20 protein-coding genes are annotated in these 19,726 nt (G+C 58.5%); 5 read left to right on the top strand and 15 right to left on the bottom strand.

What is annotated here, in order from left to right:
- Window positions 1–66: 66 nt before the first annotated feature.
- From nhaB to PSH79_RS13150, 3 genes are all read right to left on the bottom strand, one after another.
- Window positions 67–1,569 (bottom strand): sodium/proton antiporter NhaB, encoded by a 1,503-nt coding sequence (nhaB, locus tag PSH79_RS13140; RefSeq protein WP_305443535.1) that lies wholly within the window; start codon window positions 1,567–1,569, stop codon window positions 67–69.
- 61 nt (window positions 1,570–1,630) lie between these two features.
- Window positions 1,631–2,920: a delta-60 repeat domain-containing protein gene (locus tag PSH79_RS13145; RefSeq protein ID WP_305443537.1), complete on the bottom strand. Its 1,290-nt coding sequence runs from the start codon at window positions 2,918–2,920 to the stop codon at window positions 1,631–1,633.
- A 280-nt stretch (window positions 2,921–3,200) separates the two neighbouring features.
- Window positions 3,201–3,467, bottom strand: a complete 267-nt coding sequence (locus tag PSH79_RS13150; protein WP_305443539.1) for a hypothetical protein — start codon at window positions 3,465–3,467, stop codon at window positions 3,201–3,203.
- A gap of 356 nt (window positions 3,468–3,823) precedes the next feature.
- Between PSH79_RS13150 and PSH79_RS13155 the strand changes: the two genes are divergently transcribed.
- A complete protein-coding gene (locus PSH79_RS13155; RefSeq protein WP_187678367.1) occupies window positions 3,824–5,149 on the top strand; it encodes a sigma-54 dependent transcriptional regulator in 1,326 nt (441 codons plus the stop codon).
- Window positions 5,150–5,213: 64 nt separating this feature from the next.
- Here the strand turns inward: PSH79_RS13155 and PSH79_RS13160 are convergent, their stop codons facing one another.
- From PSH79_RS13160 to PSH79_RS13200, 9 genes are all read right to left on the bottom strand, one after another.
- A complete protein-coding gene (locus PSH79_RS13160; protein ID WP_305443541.1) occupies window positions 5,214–6,521 on the bottom strand; it encodes a hypothetical protein in 1,308 nt (435 codons plus the stop codon).
- Between the two features lie 45 nt (window positions 6,522–6,566).
- Window positions 6,567–7,313, bottom strand: coding sequence for a hypothetical protein (locus tag PSH79_RS13165; RefSeq protein ID WP_305443543.1), 747 nt, complete (start codon window positions 7,311–7,313; stop codon window positions 6,567–6,569).
- Window positions 7,314–7,357: 44 nt separating this feature from the next.
- A complete protein-coding gene (locus PSH79_RS13170) occupies window positions 7,358–8,038 on the bottom strand; it encodes a C39 family peptidase (protein ID WP_305443545.1) in 681 nt (226 codons plus the stop codon).
- A gap of 63 nt (window positions 8,039–8,101) precedes the next feature.
- Window positions 8,102–9,097: a heme utilization protein gene (locus tag PSH79_RS13175; RefSeq protein WP_305443547.1), complete on the bottom strand. Its 996-nt coding sequence runs from the start codon at window positions 9,095–9,097 to the stop codon at window positions 8,102–8,104.
- Between the two features lie 69 nt (window positions 9,098–9,166).
- A complete protein-coding gene (locus PSH79_RS13180) occupies window positions 9,167–9,739 on the bottom strand; it encodes an adhesin (protein ID WP_305443549.1) in 573 nt (190 codons plus the stop codon).
- A 1-nt stretch (window position 9,740) separates the two neighbouring features.
- Window positions 9,741–10,190 carry a hypothetical protein gene (locus PSH79_RS13185; protein WP_305443551.1) on the bottom strand — a complete coding sequence of 150 codons (450 nt, stop codon included), beginning with the start codon at window positions 10,188–10,190 and terminating at the stop codon, window positions 9,741–9,743.
- 355 nt (window positions 10,191–10,545) lie between these two features.
- The gene (locus tag PSH79_RS13190; RefSeq protein WP_305443553.1) at window positions 10,546–11,070 is read right to left on the bottom strand and encodes an AAA family ATPase; all 525 of its coding nucleotides are present in this window, start codon (window positions 11,068–11,070) and stop codon (window positions 10,546–10,548) included.
- Entirely contained in the window at window positions 11,067–11,630 is a 564-nt protein-coding gene (pnuC, locus tag PSH79_RS13195) for a nicotinamide riboside transporter PnuC (RefSeq protein ID WP_305443555.1), read from the bottom strand. The genes PSH79_RS13190 and pnuC overlap by 4 nt, the downstream gene beginning before the upstream one ends.
- Before the next feature lie 151 nt (window positions 11,631–11,781).
- Complete coding sequence (locus PSH79_RS13200) at window positions 11,782–13,416, bottom strand: methyl-accepting chemotaxis protein (protein WP_305443557.1); 1,635 nt, start codon at window positions 13,414–13,416, stop codon at window positions 11,782–11,784.
- A gap of 302 nt (window positions 13,417–13,718) precedes the next feature.
- On the opposite strand from PSH79_RS13200, the gene PSH79_RS13205 reads away from it, so the two are divergent.
- Both PSH79_RS13205 and PSH79_RS13210 read left to right on the top strand, forming a co-directional pair.
- On the top strand, window positions 13,719–14,549 hold the full coding sequence (locus PSH79_RS13205; protein WP_305443559.1) for an undecaprenyl-diphosphate phosphatase: 831 nt from the start codon (window positions 13,719–13,721) through the stop codon (window positions 14,547–14,549).
- A complete protein-coding gene (locus PSH79_RS13210) occupies window positions 14,546–14,974 on the top strand; it encodes a DUF1294 domain-containing protein (protein WP_305443561.1) in 429 nt (142 codons plus the stop codon). The genes PSH79_RS13205 and PSH79_RS13210 overlap by 4 nt, the downstream gene beginning before the upstream one ends.
- 106 nt (window positions 14,975–15,080) lie before the next feature.
- Here the strand turns inward: PSH79_RS13210 and PSH79_RS13215 are convergent, their stop codons facing one another.
- Both PSH79_RS13215 and PSH79_RS13220 read right to left on the bottom strand, forming a co-directional pair.
- Window positions 15,081–15,440, bottom strand: coding sequence for an MmcQ/YjbR family DNA-binding protein (locus PSH79_RS13215; protein WP_305443562.1), 360 nt, complete (start codon window positions 15,438–15,440; stop codon window positions 15,081–15,083).
- Window positions 15,437–16,345 carry a LysR substrate-binding domain-containing protein gene (locus tag PSH79_RS13220; RefSeq protein ID WP_305443563.1) on the bottom strand — a complete coding sequence of 303 codons (909 nt, stop codon included), beginning with the start codon at window positions 16,343–16,345 and terminating at the stop codon, window positions 15,437–15,439. The genes PSH79_RS13215 and PSH79_RS13220 overlap by 4 nt, the downstream gene beginning before the upstream one ends.
- Before the next feature lie 129 nt (window positions 16,346–16,474).
- On the opposite strand from PSH79_RS13220, the gene PSH79_RS13225 reads away from it, so the two are divergent.
- Together PSH79_RS13225 and PSH79_RS13230 are read left to right on the top strand one after the other, a co-directional pair.
- Window positions 16,475–17,086 (top strand): FMN-dependent NADH-azoreductase, encoded by a 612-nt coding sequence (locus PSH79_RS13225; RefSeq protein ID WP_305443565.1) that lies wholly within the window; start codon window positions 16,475–16,477, stop codon window positions 17,084–17,086.
- Window positions 17,087–17,324: 238 nt separating this feature from the next.
- Complete coding sequence (locus PSH79_RS13230) at window positions 17,325–18,362, top strand: dienelactone hydrolase (protein ID WP_305443566.1); 1,038 nt, start codon at window positions 17,325–17,327, stop codon at window positions 18,360–18,362.
- A gap of 100 nt (window positions 18,363–18,462) precedes the next feature.
- Here the strand turns inward: PSH79_RS13230 and PSH79_RS13235 are convergent, their stop codons facing one another.
- Window positions 18,463–19,650 (bottom strand): MFS transporter, encoded by a 1,188-nt coding sequence (locus tag PSH79_RS13235; RefSeq protein WP_305443568.1) that lies wholly within the window; start codon window positions 19,648–19,650, stop codon window positions 18,463–18,465.
- Window positions 19,651–19,726 lie beyond the last annotated feature (76 nt).

Consider the following 19,726-nt stretch of genomic DNA (forward strand, 5'->3'; position numbering starts at 1 on the left):
CAGGAAATGGTGTTTGACACGCCCTCATCGCGAGCAGGCTCACTCCTGCAATTTTACTCTGTGGTGTTACAGCCAGAAGCTAACGGCGTACCAGCCCAGCAGGCCCATCACGATCGTGTACGGCAACGCCATCCACACCATCCGCCCATAAGACAACCGCACCAGCGGCGCAATGGCCGAGGTCAACAGGAACAGGAACGCCGCCTGACCATTCGGTGTGGCCACGCTCGGCAGGTTGGTACCGGTGTTGATCGCAATTGCCAGCGTCTCGAAGTGCTCGCGGCTCATGTGCCCGGCCAGGAACGCCTGTTTCACTTCGGTGATGTAGATGGTTGCGACAAACACGTTGTCGCTGATCGCTGACAGCAGGCCGTTGGCAATAAACAGCATGCCCGGTTGCTGATCGACCGGTAGCGCCAGCACCCACTCGATCAGCGGTGCAAAAAGCTGTTGATCATGAATCACCGCCACCACGGCAAAGAACACTACCAGCAACGCGGTGAACGGCATGGCGTCCTTGAATGCGCTACCGAGACGGTGCTCGTCAGTGATGCCGGTAAACGCGGTGATCAACACGATGACCATCAAACCGATCAAGCCAACTTCAGCAATGTGAAAGGCCAGACAACCGATCAGGATCAACGCCGCGGCGCCTTGCACCAGCAGCGCCGCGCGCTGGCGCGAGGTGCGCTCGGCGTCGTCTTCGGCCGCGTAATTGGCCAACACAGCGCGAACGTTGTCCGGCAGCAGCGTGCCGTAACCGAACCAGCGCAGTTTCTCCAGCAATACGCAAGTCACCAGGCCCGCAGCCAGAACCGGCAAGGACACCGGAGCGACTTTTTGGAAGAACTCAGCGAAGTGCCAGCCCATTTCATGGCCAATCAGCAGGTTCTGCGGCTCGCCGACCAACGTGCATACACCACCGAGCGCCGTGCCGACCGCGCCATGCATCAGCAGGCTACGCAGGAACGCGCGAAACTTTTCCAGATCCTCGTGGTGCAAGGTCGGCAGATGTTGGTCATCGCTGAACCCGCTGTCCTGGCGCGGATCGTTGCCAGACGCCACGCGGTGGTAGACCGAATAAAAACCCACGGCGGCGCTGATGATCACGGCGGTGACCGTCAATGCATCGAGAAATGCCGACAGAAATGCCGAGAGAAAGCAGAACATCAGCGCCAGTGCCGCTTTCGAACGCACGCCCAACAATAGCCGCGAGAACAAAAACAGCAGCAGATCCTTCATGAAATAGATGCCGGCGACCATGAACATCAGCAGCAGGATCACGGGGAAGTTGTGTACCAGTTCATCGTAAAGTGCCTGCGGCGTGGTCATCTTCAACAGCAGGGCTTCGATCAGCAACAGTCCGCCGGGCATCAGCGGATAGCACTTGAGGGCCATGGCCAGCGTGAAGATGAACTCAATCACCAGCAGCCAACCCGCCGCGACCGGACCTGCGGTAAACAGCACGAGCGCATTGAGGATCAGGAAGCCAACGATGGTCGCCTTGTACCAGCGTGGCGAATGCCCGAGAAAATTTTGCGCGAACGCCTGGGTCATTGAACCGGACATCGCTTGCTCCTTGTTTTAAGAAGCGCGCAAGTTGCCGGATGTGTCGAGGAAGATCAAGCCCTCAGGAATTCAGATACCGCACAACCATTGCCCGGTAGTTGCCATCCAGCGAGTAGCCGCCCACCACAATTGCGCCGTCCGTTTGCAAGGCCAGCGAGTTGGCGGTGTCGAGACTGCGGCCCAGGCGTGTGCGCTGCCATCCGAAGCCCTGGCCGAAGCTCGGGTCCAGAAGGCCATTCGCGCAGTAGCGGGCGACGATGAAATCAGCTTCAATCCCACCAATCGTTGCACCTACGGCGATCATGCGACCGTCGGCCATGCGTTGGCCGGCGCTCCACTGGCAGCCGCTGGGGCCGATTTCCAGTAGCTGCGGCTGGCCGTTGTTGCGATGCAAGTCGGGACGGCCATTGGGGTGCAGGCTGAACGCTACGCAGCGGATCGGGTCGCGGCTGCTGCCGAAGCAGTGCAGCGAGCCCGTGGACTCAAGAACCTGACTGACCTGGGCACTTTGACCGTGCGCGGTGAACGCCATGAAGCCATCCACCGCAAAACGTTCATCAAGCCGCCCGTCGGGCAGGTAGCGAGCCAACAGGCCTTGCTGAGGGAAATCGATTGATCCTGCCACCACGATTCGCCCGTCTTCCTGAAGCAGCAGGCTGTTGAGCCAGGTATTGAGCAGTAAGTGACGGATCATCACGAAGCCGCGGCCGTTGAAGGTTTCATCCACGCCGCCGTCGGGTCTGAGGCGAATCAATATCCCGGCATGGTCTGCCAGTTCGAAGTGGTGGTTGGCGATCAGCAGAATGTGGCCATCGTCCTGTACCGCGACGTCACAGGCTTCTGCACCGGGCACGCCGGGCGGTAGCCAGGTGTCGCGGGTGCCCATCGACAAATCGCCCGGCAGGCGAACCACCTGACGACCATTGTCACCAAAAATTTGCTCCGGATTGCCTTGCGCATCGAACAGGGCGAGGGCGGGCAGGGTGCGATGGCTGTTTTCATAATGCAGGCCAGCCAGCAGGATTCGCCCGTCGGGCAGTACCCGCACTTTGCTGGCCATGGCTTCGAACCCATGCGCAAAGGTGTCGATAACGCTGCCCTGTTGGCCGAAGGACAAATCGGCGGAGCCATCCGCGAGCAGCCGCGCAAGGCCGAAACGGCTGCCGGCGGCCCCCCCGACTTTGGCCGCCACCAGAATCCGGCCCTGCGCATCGAGCGCAACATCCTGAGTCAGGCTGGACAAACTACCCGCAAAATACACTTGAGCGGCGCCGTTGACGGCAAACGTCTTGTCGAGTTGACCGGCATCGTTCGAAAACAATGGCTGCGCAACAGCATTCAGAGTGGACATGCACGCATCTCCTTGCGAGTTGACCAATACCGGGAACCGGCGGTAACTGCATGAGCGGAACATTCAATCCCTGAACAAGAGGAAGTACAACTGTAAGAACTAACAGGTGGAGGGTCACACTGTGCCAGAACAGTGTCTTTTTGAACCAATAGCGAGCCTGCCAAGCAATTAGGCTGGGACCCGTTACGGAAAGTTGTACAGAAGTGCGGATAAATAAATAGAAAGAGCAACTAACAAGAGGAGGGCGGATGACTCGAGCGTCATCCGCATCACCCGGCTATCAGTGTGGCATCGACCATGACTGCAGCGCGTAACCTTCATCGCTCAGTTCGGCGCGGGCTTGCTGCAGAAGTTGTTCAAGCTGTGCCGGATCGGAATAAGCACTGCTTGGAATCTGTTTACGACCGATATGGGAGTTGGTGCGATCGATAACGGTCAGGCTCAGTTCGCCATTGCCGTCTTGAGGCGCCCAGGCCACGCACTGGAAAGGTTTGAACGCGTGGTTGGCAATCAAAAGAGCTTCGTTGATACGGAGCGGGGCGGTCATGGGGTCTTCTCTCTGTCGTGCCCAATCAAATGATGTGCCGTCGGTTGGGCTTACCGTGCGGCTGGTTACTTGTACTGATGCACTCAACCGGGGAGCAGGTCACACCTGAAACAAAGAAATTTCAACTTTCTTTCATTTGCCGGCTTGTCCGGGAGTTTTTGAAAGCCGGGTGAAAGCTCTGTAAGAGCAAGTAAGTCGATAGCTAACTAACCACCGACCCACTTATAACGAGTTTGCTTGCACACCTATAAGCAATTGATACAAGGCGCTGTCAAAATCTTGCTAATGTTACAGCCAGGTCTGCCAAATGACTGTTTTTACAATCATTTCCCATAATTTGACGCCAAGGAACAGTCATGAGTGAAGCGCCTGCGTTACGACGTTTATTGGTGGTCGATCCGTGTGACGACTGTCACCGACTATTGCCCGGTTTGCGCGCGGTGGGATGGGATGTTGACAGTTGTACGCTGGAAAACGCTGCCGACCGCACCTGTGACGTCGGCCTTCTGCGTTTGCAACCGTTTCACCTGGAACGTCCCGAAGCCGTCAAGGAGCTGATCAGCCGCAGCGGCACTGAATGGATCGCTGTGCTCAATCAGGAAGTCCTGCGTTTGCAGAATGTTGGTGACTTCGTTTGCGAATGGTTTTTCGATTTTCACACCTTGCCGTTCGACGTCTCGCGGGTTCAAGTCACCCTTGGCCGCGCTTTCGGCATGGCGCGCCTGCGTGGGCAGGGCACGATCCATGTGGATCAGCCCGAGCACGAACTGTTGGGCGACAGCAAACCGATTCGCGAGCTGCGTAAATTGCTGAGCAAACTGGCGCCCACCGAATCGCCGGTGTTGATCCGCGGCGAAAGCGGCACCGGTAAAGAACTGGTCGCGCGCACGCTGCATCGGCAGTCTCAGCGCCACAGCAAGCCGTTCGTGGCGATCAACTGCGGCGCTATTCCCGAGCATCTGATTCAGTCCGAGCTGTTCGGCCACGAGAAAGGTGCGTTTACCGGCGCTCATCAGCGCAAGGTCGGGCGCATCGAAGCGGCCAACGGAGGCACACTCTTTCTCGATGAAATCGGTGATCTGCCGCTGGAACTGCAAGCCAATCTGTTGCGTTTTCTTCAGGAAAAACACATCGAGCGGGTCGGTGGCAGTCAACCGATCCCTGTCGATGTCCGCGTTCTGGCGGCGACCCACGTCGACCTCGAAGCGGCGATCGAGAAGAAACGCTTTCGGGAAGATCTGTATTACCGGCTAAACGTTCTGCAAGTGGTCACCGCACCGCTGCGCGAGCGCCACGGCGATCTGTCGATGCTGGCCAACCACTTTTCCCACTTCTATAGCCACGAAACAGGACGCCGGCCACGCAGTTTCAGTGAAGATGCGCTGATTGCGATGGGCAAACATGACTGGCCGGGCAATGTGCGTGAACTGGCCAACCGCGTGCGTCGCGGCTTGGTCCTGGCTGAAGGACGGCAGATCGAAGCACGTGATCTGGGGCTGATCAGCCAGCACTCGATCGCCACGCCCATGGGTACGCTTGAGGACTACAAGACGCGCGCCGAACGCCAGGCGCTTTGCGATGTGTTGAACCGGCACAGTGACAACCTCAGCGTTGCGGCCAAAGTGCTCGGCGTTTCCCGTCCGACGTTTTACCGTTTGCTGCACAAGCACCAGATCCGCTAGGGCGGGAGCATGGAAAAGGCCCGCTGCGAGATGATCGCAGCGGGCCTTTTTCATGTCCTGGCGCTTAGAAGTAGTAAGGGAATTTCAGGCTGAAGGAAAAGTCCGGGGCATCGTCCGTCAAGCCGATGGACAAGTTGGGCACGATGGTCAGGTTGTCGGTGGCCGCAATGGTCATGCCGACGTTGAAGTAACCGGCGTTGGCATCACTGGACACCACCGATTGCCAATCTCCGCCATCCTGTTTCAGCTTGCTTTTGCGCTGTACCAGGTCAGACATCGAGAACGACATACTCATCTTCTCGTTCAGCGCAAAGGCAATACCGGCACCGATCTGGAAGCTGTCGCCGATCTTCACCTTGCCCGGGTTTTTCTGGTTGACGGTGGAGCTGATGTCGTCGAACGATTCCTCAAGGTTGTGGGTGTAGGACAGGCTACCGAACAGCACCGCAGGGTCGAACGTCTTGACCAGCGAGATGCCGGGGGTGACCGACCAGACGCCGTTGCCGGTGGGCAGGGTGTCAGGCACGAACAGGTTGGAGTTGGCGTCGGTCTGGCGCAGCTTGATGCCGAACGGGTCCTTGCCAGTAGGTGCCTTGACGCGCAAGGTCACCACGGCGTCCGGGGTATTGACCGACTCGTCGAGGAACTTGTAGGCGATACCGAAGTTCACGTCACCGATGGTTGGATCGCGGTCGACGTCCTGTTCGGTGGTGACGTTGGAAGCGCCGCCATTGCCGCCGCCGGACTGATAGGTCGAACTGCGGTAGACCACCGGCACGTTCAAGTCGAATTGCCAGCGGTTGTCGAAGTTATAGCGGCCGGTGAGATCCAGCGTCCAGGTGTCCGCCTTGATTCGGTCCAGGTTGATATTGCCGAGGAAGATCGAATCCAGCGCCAGGAAGCCGTTGAGAATCAACTGGCGGGTGTCATAGCGCGAATAAGTGATGCCGGTTTCAACGCTGAATTTGCCGCCACCAAAGAAGCCACTGGCCTCGTCATACAGGTTGGAGACACTTTGCGCCGGTTGCGAATCATCGGCCAGCGATTGCCCGTAGGAAGCGCCACTGCCCCCGGCTGCGCCCCCCGACGCGGCTGCGGCCCCGGTACCCGTGGCCACTTTCGGGTTGCCTTTCATGTCGGACGGTGACTTGGCCAGGCGTTTGGGTGGCGGGGCGGCGGGTTGATCTTCGACCTGGCGAACTCGTTGCTCAAGTACCGCCAAGGCTTTTTGTTGTACTTCGTATCGTTGCTTCAGCTCCAGAAGTTCCTGTTTCAGTGCTTCTACGTCGGCGTTAGGTGCAGCTTGCAGCATCGCCGCCGGTAGAAGAGTGCTCAAACATACAGCGGCGCGCAGTGATACTGATCGATACATGAATAAGCCGTCCCTTTAAGCCCAATGATCGAGACTCAGCGTAGTTCAATATCCAATGTTGCGTAGTGCCCTGAGCTGAGTCAGGTTGCAGTCCAGTGCGCCGGCGCTCATGCCGTTATTGTTCAGTACCACGTTGAGTTGGGTCATGTTGTTGACCACATTGGCACTGCCGAGCAGTCGAGTGTTTTGTAGCAAGCCACCCTGTGCGACCTGTTGCAGTGAGGTGCCCTGATTGCCGGACGCCTGAATCGCCATTTGAACACCACTGCCGGTGGCCGAAACCGCCACGCTGCCGGCGGCGTTACTGCCACCGATGGTTTGTCCGGCCATCAAGGCTTGACCCTGAGCGGGCGTTATCGCCGGTGCCTGTTTGGCTTCGGAGACATTGATCGCGACGTTGTTGTAAGCCGTGTTGCTGTCGCCAGCGGCCCGCACGCTTTGTGTCACGCCCTGGCTGCTGTTGAGGCCGGCGCCACCAGTAATCGTGCCGGTACCCGCCGCGAGGGCATTGCCGTTGCCATGTTCCTTGATCGTCTGGACATAGAATTCTGGTTTGACCGTTGCGGCCTGAAGTTGCATCGAGGTCGCTGCGCCGATCAAATCACCACTGGCGTTGCGCCAGGTACTGCTCATGACAATGCCGAAGCTGATGATCCGCCCCGGCATGACATAACGACCGCGTAGCTCGGCGAGCTCCTGGTCCTTTATTTCTATAGGTTTGAATCCTGCATTGGCATAGCCTGACGCACTCGCTGCCAGGCAGGCGGCGGCCAGCCAGTATGAGGTTTTCATTTGCTGCTCCCGGGACATCCAGTCCCATTCTCTATAATCGGCGATTAAAAGAAGTCGCTCTGTATGAACCCGAAGTCCATCAATTCAGCATCTTTGACCGGGTTGAAGCCATCCAGCTTGTTCTTGGCCGTCAGCGGTGTAGGCGGGCTGCGCAAGGCATTGGCCTTGTCGTATCCGGGACCAACGATGGCAAAGACAATGCCGTTCCAACCTTTGACAAAGTCATCATGGCTGTAGCGTTTGTGCCCTAGAACCGGGTCTCCGATGTAAACCCAATCCTTGTCCGAACGCTGCAACACCACAAAATGCTTGTAGCCGCGAATTTCCATCAGTACCACCACCGGAATCGTCACTGCTTCGAGTTTCTCCGATGGAATCTTGTAGCCTCTGGCGCGCATGCCGATGCTTTCTATGTAGCGCTTCATGTCGAGCATGGAGAAACCCTGAGTACGAACAAGGTCCTGGTCAGCGTTGACCAGCATGCCTTTGATGATGTGCTCCTCATCGACGTCGAGCCAATAGGCCTGGCGTAACACCGTGGCCAGTGCGGCAGCACCGCAGCTGAAATCGGTTTTCTGTTCGACGATGTCGGCAAACTTGCGCTCACGAATGCTTTGCACGTCCTTGTAGACCAGCACGCCACCCGGCAGGGCGGCCACCGGCATCTGGGCAGCCTGAGTCAGGCCGGACAGGCAAAGCAGAGCGAGAAGGGCCGTCTTACGCATGATCGATACGCCTTTGCGGACTGAGGAAAAGCCCCGTTTCCGGGGCTTTCGTTTCGATCGCGATTACATGCAGGCTTTGCAGCCGGCAGCGATGGACAGCGAGTTGCTTTGTTGGTTGCCCACACCCGCCGAGACGTTGGCTCCGCCGTTGCCGGAGAAGTTGTTCATCGAGTTGGTCATGTTGGCATTGTTGACGACAGGTGCTTTCCAGCCATCTTTGGTCAGCACTTGTTGGGTGGTCACGCCAGCGAGGCCAAAGGTACCCACGGCTTCGAACTTGGCTTTCTGGTCATCGTTGCCACCGTGACCGCCGCCACGGTTGCCCCAACCGCCATGGTTGTCGTCTTCGATGGTTGCAGTGCCTTTGGCCTTGAACACGCCAGCGGCCGCGTAGGTGCCGGTAAGGGTGTCGGTTTTGTAGGCCTGTACGCCTTTGTTTTCTACAACCAGGCCAGTGGAGGACTGATTGGCAGCAGCAGCGGCAGTTGCTACACGGCCGCCGGATACAGCGATCGCCAGGTTGTTTTTCTGCTGGTTGAAGTTGCCGGCAGACACGTTGATGCCGATGTTGCCGGAACCATTGTTGCCTGCGTTGTTGAGGGTGGCGTTGTTGAAGGTAGACGAGTTTTTCACATAGTTGTTGTTGTTGACTTGAGTCGCGCTCGAGGCAGCAACAGCAGTACCGAAGATGAAGCTTTCATCAGCAGTGGCCAGTGCAGCAGCGTTGTCCTGCTGGTTCCCGTCGCCGGCTGCAACGTTGGCGCCCATGTTGCCGTTAGAGCCATTGAGCGAGTCACTGGCGTTTGCGTTGTTCAGAGTGCCCTGATTTTTCACCACGTTGCCGTCGCTGTCTTGTGCATCAAGAACAGCGGCGCCGGCGCCGGCGGTGATTTGCAGCAGTTGTTCCAGGGATGGGCCTTTAGGCTGGTTGTTGCCATGCCCGTTGCCGTGCCCGTTACCATGACCGTGATCATCATCACGACCGCCTGCCTGTGCTGCGATTGCCATCACTGCTGCAAGTGCGAAAACCAGTGGTTTGAGAGCCATTGTAGGTTTCATGGTGTTTCTCCGTGCTTATTAGTTGGTTAAGTGTTGGTACTTTTCTAATTGCACTGCTTTTTATTTGGGTCAGTCTGCGACCCGGATGCTCAGGGTGTTAGCCATGCGGTTCCCCACCCCGGCACTCTGGTTCACCTGGATTACCCCGCGGCTGCCGGTGAAGGCCTGATCACTTGTCGTGACCTGGCGGCTGCCGATTGAGGTACCAGTTGCTCCTGAGCTCGGTAACAACGCCACGTTCTGTTGCGAAAGGGCGCTATCGTCAACGGCCTGCGGGGCAGCACTGATGCTGACGCGCGTCACGTTGGCCATCTGGTTGTTGGCCCCGGCACCCTGGTTTACGCCCAGGATCCCGTTGCCGTTACTGAAAGAGTTGCCGCCAATGGTTGCGCTGGCATTCGTCGAGGGATTGGCCGGTGTATCGATCCGCTGCCTGATGTTGGTCGTGGCGCTGGCGGAAGTGCCGATGGCGATGGCCTTGGTGTTGGTCTGTTGCATCTGGTCGCCGGCGGCCTGGTTGACGTTGTGGTTGCCGCGGTACTGGATGCCGGAGTCCTGAATGTTCGCGTTGTTAACCGAGTTGGGATCGGCCATCGCGTTGGTGCAGCCGAGAAGGGCGAGTAGCACAAGGGTGCGATTCATCTTATTGGCCTCCAGCCATGCGAGTCAGCGGAGCAAGGCCGGAGCTCATTGCGCGATTGACCGTGTTGGAGATTGAACTGCCAGCACCGCCGCCGTGACCGCCGTTCATGCCGGGCAGGCCATTGGGATTGGTCAGGGTGTTCATGCCAGGCATGTTCGCCGTCGGGGTGGTGATGTTGCCGCGAATCGAAGAGCCACTGGCAACACTGGCAAATTCACCGTCATTGAGCTCGGTGCTGCCCATCGCCTGGTTAATGCGAGCGGAAGGGTTGGCATTGACCGTGGTCGGGTAAGGGTCTTTACCGCCGCTGCGACCGATAGGGATCGGCTGAACATCGCGATTGAGCACGATCACGCCATTGCCTTCGGCCTGAACGTTGAAACTGATGAATGTGCTGGCTGCAGATCCGATCAGCAGGAGGCAGGTCAAGCCTTTATTGAAATTCCCCACGGCTGTAATTCCTTCTTCAGTGGGCTGCCCTTGTCAGCGTTGGGAAGGAGAGAGCGAAAGCTGTGCCGCTTTTTGATTGTTGTTGAATATCAATGAGTTAATTCGAAGACGGGCAAGTCTGGTACGCAAGCTGTTTCATCGTTGAAACACGTACAGGGTCGCCGATCGGTTGATTGGCTGAACAACGCTCTGGAGCAAGGGTTGGCGGCGGGGTGTTTCAACGGCGTTACAACCTGTGTGACAAAGCGATGAATGCCGTTGAAACGGGCACTTTGCACTCAGGCACGTGTTTCAGGAATGGACACTTTTGCCCCGATTCAGGGGGAAACAGTGGGGAAGTTGACCCGCAATGCGCTCACTCGGCCAGCAAAGTCGCCACAGCGGCGAAGGCTTGCGTCTGACGCTCGGACCAGTCGCCTTGAATGATCTGGAACGGCTGTCGATGTTGCTCCAGCCAGTCGCGAGTGGCTCGATAGAACCCAAGGCGCTCATCCAGATCCGGTTGGCAGCGCTGGCCGTCATCGATCCAGTCGATCTGCTCCGGGGACAGCAAAAGATGCAGATCGTAATGCCGCGCCAGTAACTGCGGCTCAAGCCACGCCGGGCAGTCGCCAAACAGGGTTTGGCTCCAGAGGATGTTGCTCAGCAGGTGGGTGTCGAGAATCAGCAGCGACGGCTGCTGCGCCCGTGCCTGATCTTCCCATTGCAGTTGGCCACGCGCGATCTCGGGAATGTCCGCCAGGCAGGTATCGCGGGGATTCTGCTCGATGAACCAGCGTACATACTCGTCCACCCGTAAACCGCCGAACCGTTGCTGAAGGCCTGCCGCCAGCCAGCTCTTGCCAGTGGATTCGGGCCCGGTCAGTACCACGACCTTCATGTGCGCAACGCCGGATCGGCGCGCCATTCGCGCCAGCCCTGAATCGCAATCAGCGTAAACAGTGCATACAGGGCGGCGGTCAGGTAAAGCCCTTTGTAGAGGAATAAGCCAACAAAAATCACATCAAGCACAAACCACAGCGCCCAGCATTGCAGGCGTTTTTGTGCCATCCATAACTGTGCGACCAGACTGAAACCGGTGAGTGCGGCGTCCAGCCATGGTTGCGCGGCGTCAGTCCAGTGAGCCATGGCAGCCCCGAGCAGGAGGCTGCCGACAGCGCCAACACTCAGGCCCAGCAACACCGAACGGGTATCCAGGCGCGTCACCTCCCGCCCGTCATGCATCGTCCCCGCACGCGTCCATTGCCACCAGCCGTAGAGTTGCAGCGCGGCGTAGATCACTTGCAGCAACATGTCCGAATACAGCTTCACTTCAAAGAAGATCCAGCTATAGAGCAACACCATGACCAGACCGATCGGCCAACACCACGGATTCTGTTTGACCGTCAGCCACACGGCGATCACACCGAGAGCGGCGGCAAACAGTTCAAGCCCGGACATGGGGGTTCCTTGGGGGAGTTGAAGACGGGGGCGGATTGTACCGAGAAAACCTGTGGGAGTGAGCCTGCTCGCGAAAGCGTTGTGTCAGCAAAATAAAAATTGACTGACACGGCGCTATCGCGAGCAGGCTCACTCCTACACAGGAATGGAGCTAAACGCGGAACTGGCGCAGGAGGTTGTTTAACTGTTCGCTCAATTGGCCGAGCCGAACACTGGCGACACTCGACTGCTCCGCGGCCAGCGCCGTGCTGTGAGACAAACCCGCCGCTTGCGTGACGTTCTGATTGATGTCCTCGACCACATGCGCCTGTTGCAGGGTGGCACTGGCAATTGACGCATTCAGGCCATTGAGGTTGCGCAGTGCCTGGCCGATGGCGTTCAGGCTCGCGCCTGCCAGTCCGGCCTGTTCAATGGTCAATTGCGAAGCTTTGCTGCTGTCGCCAATCACCTTGACCGCCGCCTCGGAGTGGTTTTGCAGGCGCTCGATCATCGACTGGATTTCCGCCGTCGACTTCTGTGTACGCTGTGCCAGCAAGCGCACTTCATCCGCGACCACGGCAAACCCTCGGCCCTGTTCGCCAGCCCGTGCTGCTTCAATGGCCGCGTTGAGCGCCAGCAGATTGGTCTGCTCGGCAATCGAGCGAATCACTTCCAGCACACTGCCGATCTGGGTGCTTTCGGCAGCGAGGGTACGAATCACTTCCACGGCCTGATCAATGGTGCCGGACAGCTTGTCGATCTGTTGCAGGCTGCCGTCGATGTTGATCTGGCCCTGTTGCGCCTGCGCCTCGGCGTCGCGCATTTCAGTGGCCGCATGTTCGGCGTTTTTCGCCACATCCTGCACGCCATAGGTCACCTCGTTGATTGCGGTGGCCACCAGTTCCATCTGCTGCGACTGCTGCTGGCTGCGTTGCTGAGCCTGGGAGGCATCATTGCCCAGTTCGCTGGATGACTGGCCCAGCGCACTGGCCGACACCTGCAATTCACCAATCACGCCGCGCAATTTGGCGGTGAAGGCGTTGAAGTGATGCGCGAGCTCCGTGACTTCATCCTTGCCGTGGGTATCGAGGCTGCGGGTCAGATCACTTTCGCCACTGGCGATATTGGCCATGGCGTTCACGGTTTCCTGCAGCGGGCGCACGATGCTGCGCGCTATCAGGATTACCAGCAATGCCATGATCAGGGCAATCGCTAGACCGATGACTGTGGCCTTGATCACCTGCCCCTGGAATTCGGCCTGCACATCGTCGACGTAAACCCCGGAGCCGAGCACCCAGCCCCATGGCTCAAACAGCTTGACGTAGGAGGTCTTGGCCACCGGCTCACTGGCGCCCGGTTTCGGCCACCGGTAATCGACCATGCCGGCGCCTTTGGATCTAGCAATGGCAACCATCTCGTTGAATACCGCAAAACCGTCCGGATCGCGGATCGCCGAGAGGTTCTGGCCTTCGAGTTTGGGGTTGGTCGGGTGCATGACCATCACGGGCGTGAGGTCGTTGATCCAGAAATAGTCGCTCTGGTCGTAGCGCAGGCCCCGGATCGCGGTGAGTGCCTGTTTCTGCGCGGCTTCCTTGGTCAGGGTGCCAGCGGTTTCCAGATCGTGGTAGTAAGTCAGCAAGCCACTGGCGGTCTGCACCACATGCTGGGTTTTCTGGGCCTTGGCGTAATAAAGGTCATCGTGAATCTGCTTGAGCATCAACACGCCCAAGGTCAGCAACATGACCACCGCCACAATCAAGATGAGCCACAAGCGTCGGCTGATCGACACACTGCGCAAGCTGTTCATAACGCTGTCACTCCGGATTCTTTTTCTTGTAATAAACGACCGCCAGCATCCAACCACGATTTCGTGGGCGGGCATACGCGACCCAAGTCGTATAACGCGGCAGCGCTATTAAGGCTTGTCTGTTAGGATTTCGGCCCCGCGCGTGAAAACCTGAATCGAAGTTGATATTTCACGGAATTTTGACCCTTTCGTGTGGATCCTGTGCGCGCGGAATCGGTACAGCAATAAACAGCTACGCTGATCGCAGTGAACGTAAAAAAACTATCGGGGCATGCCGGCGTGCATCGCTCTTTGGGGGATTGATGGATCTTTGGACCGCCTTGCAGGCACTGATACTAGGAGTTGTAGAGGGGCTGACGGAGTTTTTGCCCATTTCCAGTACCGGACACCAGATTATCGTTGCCGACTTGCTCGACTTCGGCGGCGAGAGGGCTATGGCGTTCAACATCATTATTCAGCTCGGTGCAATCCTCGCGGTGGTCTGGGAGTTTCGACGCAAGATTCTCGATGTGGTGGTTGGCTTGCCAACACAGCCGAGCGCGCGGCGTTTCACCGCCAACCTGCTGATCGCTTTTCTGCCCGCCGTGGTGCTGGGCGTGATCTTTGCCGATCTGATCCACGAGTACCTGTTCAACCCGATCACCGTCGCTGCTGCGCTGGTGGTGGGTGGCATCGTCATGTTGTGGGCTGAGCAGCGTCAGCATGAGGTGCACGCGGAAACGGTCGAAGAGATTCGCTGGACCGACGCGCTGAAAATCGGTTTCGCCCAGTGTCTGGCGATGATTCCCGGCACGTCGCGTTCCGGCTCGACAATCATCGGCGGCCTGCTGTTCGGCCTGTCGCGCAAGACCGCCACCGAGTTTTCGTTCTTCCTCGCCATGCCGACCATGGTCGGTGCTGCGGTTTACTCGGGCTACAAGTACCGCGATCTGTTTGTGCCGGCGGACTTCCCGGTGTTTGCCATCGGGTTCGTCACTGCGTTCATCTTTGCCATGATCGCCGTGCGCGGGTTGCTCAAGTTCATCGGCAGCCACAGCTATGCGGCATTTGCCTGGTACCGGATCGTGTTCGGTCTGGTCATTCTGGCGACGTGGCAGTTTGGCTGGGTGGACTGGTCGGCGGCCAAACCATGAATGATTCCCGCGCACGCCGCCCTGAAGGTCGTCCGTCCGGTGGCAGTATTCAGAACCTGAAACTGAAACTGCTGGTGCTGCTGATCGTCTGCGCGCTGCCGCTGTTCGGATCGCTGTCGATGTGGTTGCGCGGGATCTCGCTGGTCCCGCTAGCGGCGTATGGCGTCGTCAGCGTGCTGGCGTTCTTCATGTACTGGGCCGACAAGCGCAAGGCTCGCGCCGATGCGTGGCGCACGCCGGAAAACATCCTCCACGCAGTGGAACTGGCCGGGGGGTGGCCGGGCGCACTGGTCGCCCAACAAGTGTTCCGGCACAAGACGCGCAAGGTGTCGTTTCAGGTGCTGTTCTGGGTGATCGTCGTGTTGCACCAGGTGTTCTGGATTGATCAGATCTTCCTTGGTTCGAACCTGTTATCCCTGTTTTGACAAAGATCCCCGCGTAGGAGCTGCCGAAGGCTGCGATCTTTTGATTTTGTTTTTGAAGATCAAAGTCAAAAGATCGCAGCCTTCGGCAGCTCCTACAGGGAGTGAGTTACAGAAGTAGGCCAATCTGGGTTTTCTTGGGCAACTTGCCCACTACCAACTGATGCGAGCGTTGCAGCAACGCCTGCAACTCCTCGGCGCCCAGCGGGTAGGGCGGGTGCATGATGATCCACTGCGCCCGCGCCAGATACGGCGCCGGGTGAATGCCCGGGCGGTCGCAATGGCCGAGAAACAGATCCTTGTCGACCTTGAACGCCAGCGAATCTCCGCGCAGCCCCTGCAAGGCAAACATCTTGTTGCCGGCAATCGAAAACACCCGCACGCCGCCCCACTTGTAGTCTTCGCGCGCACCGGGCAATGCCAGGCAGAACGCGGCGACATCGGCTTCGCTCATCTTTCCCTTTGTCATAACAAACGCTCCCCACAGGCATTGAACGATTCGACCAAGTGATCGATCCACGCGCGCACTGCCGGCATCACACCGCGACGATGCGGATAGACCGCTTGCAACCAGCCACCGGGTAGCGACCACTCGGGTAGCAATTGCACCAGTGTGCCGTTTTGCAGTTCCTCCTCGCAGTACATCATCGGCAGCAATGTGAAGCCCTGGCCGGCCAGCACACAGGCCTTGCGCACAATAAAGTCATCGATGCCCAGTCGAGCTTCCATGTTTAACTCGAAGCTCTTGCCCTGTTGATCGAACAACCGCACGTGAACCATGCGATCGGCCTCCAGAGCGCCAAGCACCGGCAGACTCTTCAGATCCTGCGGATGGCTGATCGACTCTCCCTGGATAAACGCCGGACTGGCCACCACCACCATCTGTGCCTGACGCAGACGCCGGGTCACCAGCAACGGATCTTCATCGCCATGCTCACGCACGCGCAGGGCAACGTCGAAGCCTTCCGCGACCAGATCGACCCGGCGATTGAGCAGGACGACTTCCAGTTGCACCTGAGGAAATTTGCCGAGGAATTCGCTGATGACCCATGGCAACATTTCCCGCGCCAGGCCCGTTGGGCAGGACACACGCAAGCGGCCGCGCGGCTCGCTCGACATGCTGGCCACTGCCTCGTCAGCCATTTCCGCTTCCAGCAACATCGCCTGACAGTGGCGTAAATAGCGCTCACCGACAGCGGTGAGATTCAACTGCCGGGTGGTACGTTGCAGCAATCGGGCGCCGAGGCGTTCTTCGAGTTCAGCGATGCGGCGCGACAGCCGCGACTTGGGAATGCCCAGCAATCGCCCGGCGGCCGCAAAGCCGCCGGCCTCGACGACTTTGGCGAAATAATAGAGATCGTTAAGGTCTTGCATCGTTGAAAATCCGACTGTTCTATCAGTGGGACAAACTATCGCATTGTCGGCGGCTAATCATCCATTGGTTTCTTCCGTAGGATTGTCTCCATTCCGTCGCCACCGGCGATTCATTCCAGGGGATTCCACATGAAACTGCTGCATATCGATTCGAGCATTCTGGGCGACAACTCGGCTTCCCGTCAGTTGAGCAGCCAAGTCGTCAAAGCCTGGCAAGCCGCTGAGCCAAGCGCCGTGGTGACCTACCGTGACCTGGCCGCTGACGCGATCAGCCATTTCTCGTCGACCACCCTGGTTGCCGCTGGCACCACCGCTGAATTGCGCGACGCTGCCCAGCAGCACGAAGCCGAGCTCAGCGCGTCGACCCTCGCCGAGTTCAAAGCCGCCGACGCCATCGTGATCGCAGCACCTATGTACAACTTCACCGTTCCGACCCAACTCAAAGCGTGGATCGACCGTGTTGCCGTTGCCGGTCAAACTTTCCGTTACACCGAAGCCGGCCCTGAAGGCCTGTGCGGCGGGAAGAAAGTGGTGATCGTTTCCACCTCCGGTGGCATTCATGCCGGCCAGGCCAGCGGTATCGCCCACGAGGAATATCTGAAGCTGGTACTGGGTTTCCTCGGCATCACCGACATCGAAATCGTCCGTGCCGAAGGCCTGGCGTATGGCGACGAAGTACGCAATAACGCCATGACCGCTGCCCAAGCGAAGATCAGCGCGCAACTGTTCGCCGCCGCGTAAGGCTTGCGTAAAGAACAGCGCTCGTTCAGGCAAACCCCTAAAAACTCTGTATTCTGGTTCCGCAAGGGCCAGATGCGGAGTTTTTTGTTTCTGACTGTTACATAATCTGGCCCAGGTTATGCAGTCAAGCGATCAACGTCTGAGTGCAGTGGTGAACCGGAGTACCAAATCCCCGGCGTTTCCGGCCTTCACAACGCGACGTATCTTTCGATCGAGTAACAACAGGGTAGGGCAGCCCATGATGCGTCTTTGTGCAACGTTACTGATTTGCCTGCTCGGCGGCCTGAATTCAGTGCAGGCTGCGCCGGGGCGCCATCCCGTCTGGAGCGTCGGTTATCACGAGATGATGTTCCTCGATCCGCTGGATCTGCAACCGATGCGCGCCATCGCGTTCTATCCGTCCAGCGACCGCGAACATATGAGCCTGCTTGAAGGTTATTCAGTCGAGGCCGGCGAAGACACTAAAGTCGCCATGGGCCGCTTTCCGATGTTGATGCTGTCTCATGGCAATACCGGCACGCCACTGGCGCTGCATGACCTTGCTACCTCGCTGGCGCGCAAAGGTTTTGTGGTGGTGGCGGTGATCCATCCCGGTGACAACTCCAAGGATCACAGCCGACTCGGCACCCTGAGCAATCTCTACGGGCGGCCAATCCAGATTTCCGAAGCGATTACCGCAACCCTTGGCGACTCGATGCTGGCGCCGTTCGTCAATGCCGATCAGGTTGGTGTGATCGGTTACTCGGCTGGGGGCGAAACAGCGTTGATTCTGTCGGGGGCCCAACCGGATCTGGATCGCCTGCGCCGCTATTGCCAGGAACGCCCGGACGACCGTGACGCCTGCAACACTCAAGGCGAACTCATCGTTGATCGTGATGACCTGCAACCGGTGGCCGATCCACGCGTGCATGCGTTGCTGTTGATGGCGCCACTGAGCCTGAAGTTCGGCCGCCATACCCTGGCTGATGTGCATGTGCCCGTGCTGCTTTACAGCGGCGATGGCGACAAACTCGTTGCGTTCGATAAAAACGCTGCAGCACTGGCGCGTAAACTGCCGACCGCGCCCGACTTCAAGTTACTGGCCGGGGCAGGGCACTTTGTGTTTATGGCGCCGTGTAATGAAGAGCAGATCATCGCCATGCCGGCCCTGTGTACCGATGCTGATGGGGTTGATCGGGAAAATATCCATCGCAATCTGATTTCCGAGGCCGGTCGATTCTTCGCGCATACGCTGGGCCGGCCGACGCGGGCGGGGATGCAGACGGCGGATCAGTAACTCATAAGATCAAAAGATCGCAGCGTTCCGCAGCGCCTACATTTGGATGGCGTACACCCTGTAGGAGCTGCCGAAGGCTGCGATCTTTTGATCCTGTTTTTCAACCCACGGCCCGGCGCTTGAGCAGCAGGGTCAACCCCAGGCCCGTCACCGACAACATCGCTGCACAGAAGAAAATCCACGAATACCCCAGATTCAACGCCACCGCCCCCATCAACGGCCCGGCAACCGCCAGCGCCAGATCGAAGAACACCGCATAAGCACTCAACCCGGCGCCACGGCTGGAGTTGGGCACCTGCTTGATCGCTTCGACACCCAGCGCCGGATACACCAGCGAAAGCCCGAATCCGGCCAATCCCGCACCGATCAGTGCGTAGGCCGTGGAGGGTGCGAGCCACAACATCACCAGGCCCACGGTTTCCACGGTCATGCAGATGATCGCCGAGGTAAAGCCGCCAAAACGCGCGATCGCAGAAATGAACATCAACCGCGAGACGATGAAGCATACCCCGAACACCGTCAGGCAATACGCAGCGCCACTCCAGCCGCGGTTGAGGTAATAAAGGGTGATAAACGTGGTCAGCGTGCCGTAGCCGATCGAGGCCAGACTCAAGCTGGCACCAAACGGTGCAATGCGGCCGAACACCGCCCAGAAAGGCAACCGTTCGCCACGCACCACCGGTACTGACGGTTTATTCCGGATCAACCACAGCGCACCCGCCGCCAGCACCGACAGCGAAATGCCCAGACTGGCGAAACCATATTCGGCAACCATGACCACGCCCAGTGGCGCGCCAATGGCAATCGCGCCGTATGACGCGATGCCGTTCCAGCCAATGGATCTGGCCGTATGCTCGACACCGACCTGACCCATGCACCAACTGATGGTGCCGACACCGATCAGTCCCTGCGCGACGCCCAACAGCAAGCGCCCGACAATCAGAATCAACAGGCTCGGCAGTGGATAGCTTTGCAACAAGGTCGAAATCAGCGTCAACCCGCCACTGAGCACAATCCCGATCAAGCCATAAACGATCGCCCGTTTGGTGCCGACGGTATCCGACATGCGCCCGGCCATCGGTCGACTGAGCAGGGTGGCCAGGTACTGCGAGCCAATGACCAGCCCGGCGATGATCGCGCTGAAACCCAACTGCTCGTGCACGTACCCGGGCAACACCGCGATCGGCAGGCCGATGCAGAGGAAGGCAATAAAGGTATAGAAAACGATGGAGACGATCTGCAGGGTGATCGCCATGGAGCTTTGTGGTGGCTGTTGCTGCGCAGACATGAGGACTCGTTCGCGGGCGGCGGTGGGAGAGTTCGCATCATGGCGTGGGCCTGGAATAAAAGAAAGCAGGCTAACG

This window comes from Pseudomonas sp. FP2196, from assembly GCF_030687715.1.
Taxonomy (GTDB): Bacteria; Pseudomonadota; Gammaproteobacteria; order Pseudomonadales; family Pseudomonadaceae; genus Aquipseudomonas.